The 6882-nt window shown below is 72.3% G+C and carries 9 protein-coding genes and 1 pseudogene; all 10 read left to right on the forward strand.

The features are described 5' to 3' along the window. On the forward strand, nt 1-177 hold the full coding sequence (locus tag VF536_RS27750; RefSeq protein WP_414710422.1) for a flagella basal body P-ring formation protein FlgA: 177 nt from the start codon (nt 1-3) through the stop codon (nt 175-177). Beyond that, a complete protein-coding gene (locus VF536_RS20860; protein ID WP_331616794.1) occupies nt 174-791 on the forward strand; it encodes a flagellar basal body L-ring protein FlgH in 618 nt (205 codons plus the stop codon). The genes VF536_RS27750 and VF536_RS20860 overlap by 4 nt, the downstream gene beginning before the upstream one ends. An 11-nt stretch (nt 792-802) precedes the next feature. Then, entirely contained in the window at nt 803-1966 is a 1164-nt protein-coding gene (locus tag VF536_RS20865) for a flagellar basal body P-ring protein FlgI (RefSeq protein ID WP_331616795.1), read from the forward strand. A 58-nt stretch (nt 1967-2024) separates the two neighbouring features. Beyond that, nucleotides 2025-2369, forward strand: a complete 345-nt coding sequence (locus VF536_RS20870) for a flagellar basal body protein (protein ID WP_331616796.1) — start codon at nt 2025-2027, stop codon at nt 2367-2369. Between the two features lie 28 nt (nt 2370-2397). Continuing rightward, nucleotides 2398-2835, forward strand: coding sequence for a flagellar basal body rod protein FlgC (locus tag VF536_RS20875; protein ID WP_331616797.1), 438 nt, complete (start codon nt 2398-2400; stop codon nt 2833-2835). Nucleotide 2836: 1 nt separating this feature from the next. After that, nucleotides 2837-3208, forward strand: coding sequence for a flagellar hook-basal body complex protein FliE (fliE, locus tag VF536_RS20880; protein WP_331616798.1), 372 nt, complete (start codon nt 2837-2839; stop codon nt 3206-3208). A gap of 141 nt (nt 3209-3349) precedes the next feature. After that, nucleotides 3350-4846, forward strand: a complete 1497-nt coding sequence (gene fliF, locus VF536_RS20885) for a flagellar basal-body MS-ring/collar protein FliF (protein ID WP_331616799.1) — start codon at nt 3350-3352, stop codon at nt 4844-4846. Next, on the forward strand, nt 4843-5631 hold the full coding sequence (locus VF536_RS20890) for a hypothetical protein (protein ID WP_331616801.1): 789 nt from the start codon (nt 4843-4845) through the stop codon (nt 5629-5631). Before fliF ends, VF536_RS20890 begins: the two co-directional genes overlap by 4 nt. Next, nucleotides 5628-6587, forward strand: a complete 960-nt coding sequence (locus VF536_RS20895) for a FliH/SctL family protein (protein WP_331616802.1) — start codon at nt 5628-5630, stop codon at nt 6585-6587. The genes VF536_RS20890 and VF536_RS20895 overlap by 4 nt, the downstream gene beginning before the upstream one ends. After that, a pseudogene (locus VF536_RS20900) lies at nt 6584-6882 on the forward strand (hypothetical protein); the annotation flags it as partial. The gene VF536_RS20895 and the pseudogene VF536_RS20900, both read left to right, overlap by 4 nt.

A 6882-nucleotide genomic window follows, 5' to 3' on the forward strand; every position in this document is an offset into this window, starting at 1 on the left:
GTGAGCGGCGGCGAACGCATCGTCGCCAGCGCGTCCGCGGGTCGCGTGACGCTGCAACTGGCGGCGACCGCGCTGCAGGATGGACAAGCCGGCTCGTGGGTGCGCGTGCGCCTGCCGGGCCGGCGCGACACCGTGATGGCCCGCGTGGCGGGCGACGGTCAAGTGGAGGTGAAATGACGAACGACACGACACGTGGCGCGCGCGGCCTGAAGGCCGCCTCCGCTGCGCTCATCGGGATGCTGCTGGCCTTCGCCGCCGCGACGCCCGCCGCCGCGCAGAGCCTCTACGAGGAGGCCAACTACCGCCCGCTGACCGCCGACAACAAGGCCTTCCGCGTCGGCGACGTGCTGACGGTCCAGGTGGTCGAGAACGCCAGCGCCGTGGCCAGCGCCGATTCGGGCAGCCATCGCAAGAACTCGGCCGGTCTGGAGCTGTTCCGTGACTCGAGCAACTTCCGCCGCGATGTCGGCGTCGCCACGACCGGCGACTTCGACGGTGGCGGCCGCACCTCGCGCGCCGGCAAGCTGGTGACGCAGATGTCGGTCACCGTGACCGAGGTGCTGCCCAACGGCGACCTGCGCGTCAGCGGCGAGCAGTCGCTGGTGATCAACCAGGAAAAGCAGCAGATCCGCGTGACCGGCCAGGTCCGTCCGCAGGACATCACCGACGGCAACGTCGTGCTGTCGAGCCGCATCGCCGACGCGACCATCGATTACGACGGCGCGGGCGCGCTCACCGACAGCCAGCGCGTGCCCTGGTGGCAGCGCGTGCGCTCGTGGTTCGGACTGTGATGAGGCCCGTGATGTCTGTGATGTCTGTGTTCCGATCGATGCCGGCTTCGGCCTTCGCCGTGGCTTTCGCCGCCGTGCTCTGCTGCGCGCCCGCGCTGGCGGCGGCGCCCGCGTCCGTGCCGTCCCCCGACGACGCCTTGCGGCTCAAGGACCTGGGCAAGGTGCAGGGCTGGCGCGAGAACGCGCTGATCGGCCAGGGCCTGGTCACCGGTCTGGCCGGCACCGGCGACGGTCCGTCCAACCGCGCCACGCGCCAGGCGCTGTCCAACGCGCTGTCGCAGTTCAACCTGAGCGTGACGCCCGACCAGGTGCAGAGCCGCAACGTCGCCGCCGTGATGGTGACCGCGCAGCTGCCGCCGTTCGCCAAGCCCGGCGACACGATCGACGTCACGGTGACCTCCATCGGCGACGCGCGCAGCCTCGTCGGCGGCACGCTGCTGCTGACGCCGCTGAAGGCGCCCAACGGCCGCATCTACGCGCTGTCGCAGGGACCGCTGGCGGTGGGCGGCTACCGCTACGACGCCAACGGCAACGTGGTGCAGAAGAACCATCCCACCGTCGGCGCGATCCCCGGCGGCGCGACCGTCGAGACCGGCCTGCCGGCGCAGGCCGCGCGTGCCACGGTCACCTTCGTGCTCAACGAGCCCGACTACACGACCTCGTCGCGCATGGCGGACGCGATCAACGCGCGCTTCGGCGTCACGCTGGCCGAACCGCGCGACGCCGGCGGCGTGGAGATCCAGATCCCCGAGGCCTACCTGGCGCGCCCGGTGGCCTTCCTCGCGCAGGTCGAGAACGTCACCGTGCACCCCGACCGCCGCGCGCGTGTCGTCATCAACGAACGCACCGGCACCGTGGTGGCCGGCGGCGACGTGCGCATCTCCGCGGTCGCGGTCTCGCACGGCGAGCTGCGCGTGTCGGTCTCGGCCGAGACCTCGGTGTCGCAGCCGCTGGTGATCGGCCGGCCGGGCGGCGGCGTGCGCACGGCGCTGGTGACCAACAGCCGGCTGGACGTCGGCGACAACGAACGCGCCGCCTACGTGACCGCCGACAACACCGTCGCCGACCTCGTGCAGGCGCTGACCCGCATGCGCATCGGCACGCGCGACGTGATCTCCGTGCTGCGTGCCGTCAAGGCAGCCGGCGCGTTGCACGCCGACCTCATCGTGCAGTGACGGCGCATTGGCCGCACATTGACCGCGCTCTGACGACCGATTTTCCAAGGACACCTTCATGCAGATCGAAGCCCTCTCCACCGCGCTGGTCGGCGCCGCGCTCGACGCCGCGGAACTGCGCCACCGCGTGATCGCCGCCAACATCGCCAACGCCGGCGCCGCCGGCTATACGCGCCAGACCGTGAGCTTCGAGGCACAGATGGACGCGCTCTCGAGCACCGGCGTGCCCGCGGCGCCCGAGGTCGTGCCCGCGCTCGGCCCCGGCGGCGAACCCATGCCGGTGCGCCTGGACCAGGAGGCCGTGGACATGGCCGCCAACAGCCTGCAGTACCAGGCCTTGCTCAAGGCGCTGTCGCGCCATTACGGCGTGCTGCAGAGCGCGGTGACCGAAGGCAAGCGCTGAGCGCACACGACAGCACCAAGGACCCGACATGGACATCCAAGCGAGTTTCGCCATCAGCGCCGCCGGCATGGATCTGGAGCGCCTGCGCTACGAGATTTCGGCGGCCAACCTGGCCAACGCCAACACCGTCAGCGGCAGCGCGCGCGGCGGTTTCCAGCCGCTGCGCGTGACGGCGCTGGCCGCGTCGCAGGCGGTCGGCGGCGTGGGCTTCGACGCGATGGTGCGCCAGGGCCTGACCGGCCCGGCCTACCAGATCGAATCCGTGGGCGCCGAGGCGCGTGCGGTGCAGGACCCCGCCCACCCGATGGCCGACGCCGCGGGCAAGGTGTACTACCCGGCCGTCGACAACGCGGCCGAGATGATGCTGATGATGAGCGCGTCGCGGGCCTACGAGGCCAACGTCGCCGCGCTCAACACCGGCCGCACGATGGCGCTGCGCGCGCTGGACATCGGCAACGGAGGCTGACATGACGCAGGCGATCCCCTTCATCGAACCGGGCATGGCGCTGTCGGCGCTGACCGAACTCCGGCCCGTGGCCTGGGCCGCGACGGCCGCCGCGCAGGGCGCCGGCGCCAACGCCGCGACGGCAGCCGCGAATGCCCCGGGCACCGTCGGCGGCGCCGATTTCGGCAAGCTGGTCAGCGACGGCCTGCAAGGCGTCCAGTCCGACTGGACGCAGGCGCAGTCGACGATGCGCGCGCTGGCCGAGGGCCAGCCCGTCAACCTCCATCAGGTCATGATGAAGATGGAAGAGAGCCGGATCTCGTTCCAGCTCTTCATGCAGGTGCGCAACCGGCTGCTGGAGTCCTACCAGGACGTGATGCGCATGCAGGTGTGACGGGCGCGCCGACGCGCGGGGTCGCGCTGAGACGCGCGGGGATGGACACGAAGAGCAGGGGACGCCGAACCGGCGGCCCGGCGGAGCAGGATGCGGATCGGGCGCCAAGAGCCCCGGCCGCCACGAGGATCGAGGGACGAGATGCGGGAGTTGTGGAACAAGCTGGACGGACGTCGTCGCGCGGGCCTGAGCGTGGGCGCGGTGGTCATCGTGCTGGCGGTCGTCGTCGCCGGCGTGCTGCTGCTGAAGACCGAGCGCGACGTGCTGTTCAACGCGCTGGCGCCGCAGGACGCCGCCGCGATGACGGCCGAGCTCGAGAAGATGAAGGTGCCGTACCAGGTCTCCGAGGACGGCCAGGCCATCCTGGTCGACAAGGCGCAGGTGCACAAGCTGCGCATGAAGCTGATGGCGCGCGACCTGCCGCTGCACGGCGCGGTGGGCTTCGAGCTGTTCAACACCAACGACTTCGGCATGACCGAATTCGCCCAGAAGGTGAACTACCAGCGCGCGCTGCAGGGCGAGATCACGCGCACCATCCTGTCGCTCGAGGAGATCGAGACGGCGCGCGTGCACCTGGTGTTCGCGGAGGACGGGCTGCTCAAGCGCGAGCCGCAGCGCGCCAAGGCGTCGGTGACCGTCGGCGTGCGCCACGGTCGCACGCTGAAGGCCGACCAGGTCGCGGGCGTGCAGCGGCTGGTGGCCGCGGCGGTGCCGGGCATCGCCGTCGACGACGTGACGGTGCTGAGCCAGCGCGGCGTCGTGCTGAGCCGCTCGGGCGGCGCGGACGGCGACGGCGCGGGCCGCGCGGAGCTGCAGCAGGACGTGGAACGCCAGCTCGAGCGCAAGGTCGCGCAGGTGCTGTCGCAGGCCTACGGGGCGGAGCAGTTCGTCAGCAGCGTCTCCGTCACGCTGGACCTGGACCAGGTGCGGGTGACGTCGGAAGAGGTGCTGGGCGCCGGTACCGGCGGGGAGGTGCCGCAGGGCTCGGTGCTGCGCGAGCGCGAGACGCTCACCGAAGCGCCGGCCACCACCGGCGTGCGCGACGGCGCGCAATCGCCGGGCCGGTCCACGCGGGATACCGAATACCAGCTGGGCAAACGCGTCGAGCAGGTCGTCAAGCGGCCCGGCGCCATCCAACGCCTGCAGGTGCTGGCGGTGGTGCGCCAGCGGCTCGATGCCGCGCAGGTCGAGCGCCTGCGCGCCGCGCTGTCGGCGGCGGTGGGCGCGGTGGCCGATCGCGGCGACGTGATCACGGTGCAGTCGCTGGACATGCTGGGCGCGGATCCGCGCGGCGGCATCGCGGGTGCCGGTGTAGCCGGATCGATGGCCGCAAGCGCGGCGAACGGCGCCAACGGCGGCGTCTCCGGCAGCTTCGACACGGCCGGTGCCGCGACGTCCCAGGATGTCGCCCCGGCCGCAGGCCCGGACGCGCAGCGCATCGTGCTGTGGGTGCTGGCCGGCCTGATCGCGCTGATCGGCGCGGTGCTGGTGGGACGCATGTCCTCCGGCGCCCGGGCCGCCGAACCGCGTCCTCTGAACGACGGCGAACGCGAACGCGTGCTGGCGCAATTGCGTCAATGGACCGACGGCAACGCGCCGGCCGACGCCGCGCGCGGCGCGGAGGGGGCGGCGCGATGAGCGACCAGAGTTTCCAGGCGGCGCTGGCGCAGGGCGCGGGCGATGCCGGACTGCGGCAGGCGGCCGCGCTGATCCACGCGCTCGCGCCGGCCGACCGCCGCTGGGCGATCGCGCAGTTGCCGGCGCAGCAGCGCGATACCGTCGAAGCCTTGCTGGCCGAACTGACGACGATGGGTCTGCCGCGTGAGCGGGCGATCGTCGAGGCGGCACTGCAGCAGGCGCCGGTGCACGATGCGGTGGAGGCCTCATCGCAGCCTCGTGCCGCAGTGGCCGGTGCCGGCGGCGCGATCGCCGGAGTTGGTGTTGGTGTTGGTGCTGGTGCTGGTGCTGAGCCGGTGTCCATCGGCCATTCCACGAATCACGTGGACGCTTCGGACGACATCCCGTCCACGGCTGCGGTGACGGCGATCGATCGCTGGGTGGCCGCCCAAGGCGTCCCGGCCCTGGTCCGGACGCTGTCGAGCGAGCCGGTGGCATTGCTCGCGCGCCTGCTGACCGTGCGGGACTGGGCGTGGCGCGCGGAAGCCGTGCGCCATCTGCAGCCGGCCTTGCGGCAGGACGTCGTCGAAGCGATGCGGCTGCGCGCGGAGTCCGATGCGGGCGCCACGGCTGCCGACGCTCGATTGCTGGATCTGCTGGCGCAGCGCCTCGACGCGCTGCATCCGGTGTCGGCAGGCCATGCCGGCCCGTCGTCGAGAAGCTCGAGAAACCTGGGCTCGTCGGACGGCGCCTCGCCCTTGGGCCGACTGCTGTCGCGCTGGCGTGCGGGGCGGAGCGCTCGATGAGTCGCCACAACGCCGCCAAGCCGGCGCCGCAGGTCCTGAAGGGACTGCGGTTGACGACGGTCGTCCGCGGCCTGCCGTATCACGCGCAGGTCGCGCAGGCGCATGCGCAGACGCTGGCTGCGAAGCCGGTCGTTGCGGGCGCGTCTGCCGCTGCAGCCGCGGCCGCATCGGCGGCGTCCGCGTCGATCACGCCTGGCGTCGCGCAGCAGGGCGGCACGGGCGCAGGCTTCTCCGATGAGACGCAGTCGGCGCAGACCGTCGAGCTCGAGGCACAGGTCGCCGCGGCGCTCGCCGAGGCGGAGCGCGCCGGTTATCAGCAGGGACTCGCCGGAGGACGCAAGGACGCGCAGCAGGAACTGGCGCGCGAGCGCGAGGTGCTGGCCGTCGAGGCTCAGAAACAAGCCGCCGAGCGACAGGTTGCCGCGGAAGCCGCGATCGCAGCGCTCGAAGAGGCCCTGCAACGCTCCGACGACGAGCAACGCGCGCATCGCGAGCGCGTCGCCGCGCAGGCGGCCGGCCTGGCGTTCGAGGCGCTGTGCCGCGTCGTCGGGCGTTCGGGCGCGGTGAAGGACAGCTTGCTGCCGCTCATCGAGGCGGCGCTGGATCGTTGGGCCGGCACGCCGCGTCCGACGCTGCGCCTGTCGCCGGACGATCTCGCCGCATTGAAGCTCGCGGTCTCGGAAGACCGCCTGCAGGCGCTGATGACACGCGTCGAAGCGGTCGCCGACCCGTCGGTGCGACCGATGGGCGCGCTGATCGAGGACGAGGACGGCGGGCTCGACATCGGCCTGGACACGCAGCTGCGCGCGCTCGGCCAGGCCTGGACTCGTGCGTTGTCGACTCAGGACCAGGAGGCGGACCACAAGTCGAACCGCAAGTCCGACCGCGCCTCGAATCGCCCGTCTTCCGCTCTGGCGGAAGGCAGTGGGCCGAGCACGCCGGGGGACGCGGCATGAACTCGATGGACGCGCTGTTCGACGCGACGCGGCAGGCGACGCTGGCCCGGCCGTTCGGCCGGCTGCGCGGCGTCAGCGGCCTGACCGTCACCAGCGCGGGTCCGGCGCTCGCAATGGGCGACCTGTGCGAGGTGCTGCACGAAGACGGCCGCGTGCATGCGCTGGCCGAGGTCGTGGCCGTGCGCGGTCGCGATCTGACATTGATGCCCTTCGGCGACGCGCACGGCATGCAGGCCGGCGCGCGCGTGCGCGCCGCGCCGCGCCGCAACGTTGCCGAAGTCGGCCCGGCCCTGCT

This window comes from Roseateles sp. (assembly GCF_036486225.1).
Lineage (GTDB): Bacteria > Pseudomonadota > Gammaproteobacteria > Burkholderiales > Burkholderiaceae_C > Roseateles.

What these genes read in the sequence shown, in the direction of transcription:
- VF536_RS20895 (WP_331616802.1), top strand. Translation starts at nt 5,628, where the DNA reads ATGAGTCGCCACAACGCCGCCAAGCCGGCGCCGCAGGTCCTGAAGGGA.
- VF536_RS20890 (WP_331616801.1), top strand. Translation starts at nt 4,843, where the DNA reads ATGAGCGACCAGAGTTTCCAGGCGGCGCTGGCGCAGGGCGCGGGCGAT.
- VF536_RS20870 (WP_331616796.1), top strand. Translation starts at nt 2,025, where the DNA reads ATGCAGATCGAAGCCCTCTCCACCGCGCTGGTCGGCGCCGCGCTCGAC.
- fliF (WP_331616799.1), top strand. Translation starts at nt 3,350, where the DNA reads ATGCGGGAGTTGTGGAACAAGCTGGACGGACGTCGTCGCGCGGGCCTG.
- fliE (WP_331616798.1), top strand. Translation starts at nt 2,837, where the DNA reads ATGACGCAGGCGATCCCCTTCATCGAACCGGGCATGGCGCTGTCGGCG.
- VF536_RS20875 (WP_331616797.1), top strand. Translation starts at nt 2,398, where the DNA reads ATGGACATCCAAGCGAGTTTCGCCATCAGCGCCGCCGGCATGGATCTG.
- VF536_RS20860 (WP_331616794.1), top strand. Translation starts at nt 174, where the DNA reads ATGACGAACGACACGACACGTGGCGCGCGCGGCCTGAAGGCCGCCTCC.
- VF536_RS20865 (WP_331616795.1), top strand. Translation starts at nt 803, where the DNA reads ATGTCTGTGATGTCTGTGTTCCGATCGATGCCGGCTTCGGCCTTCGCC.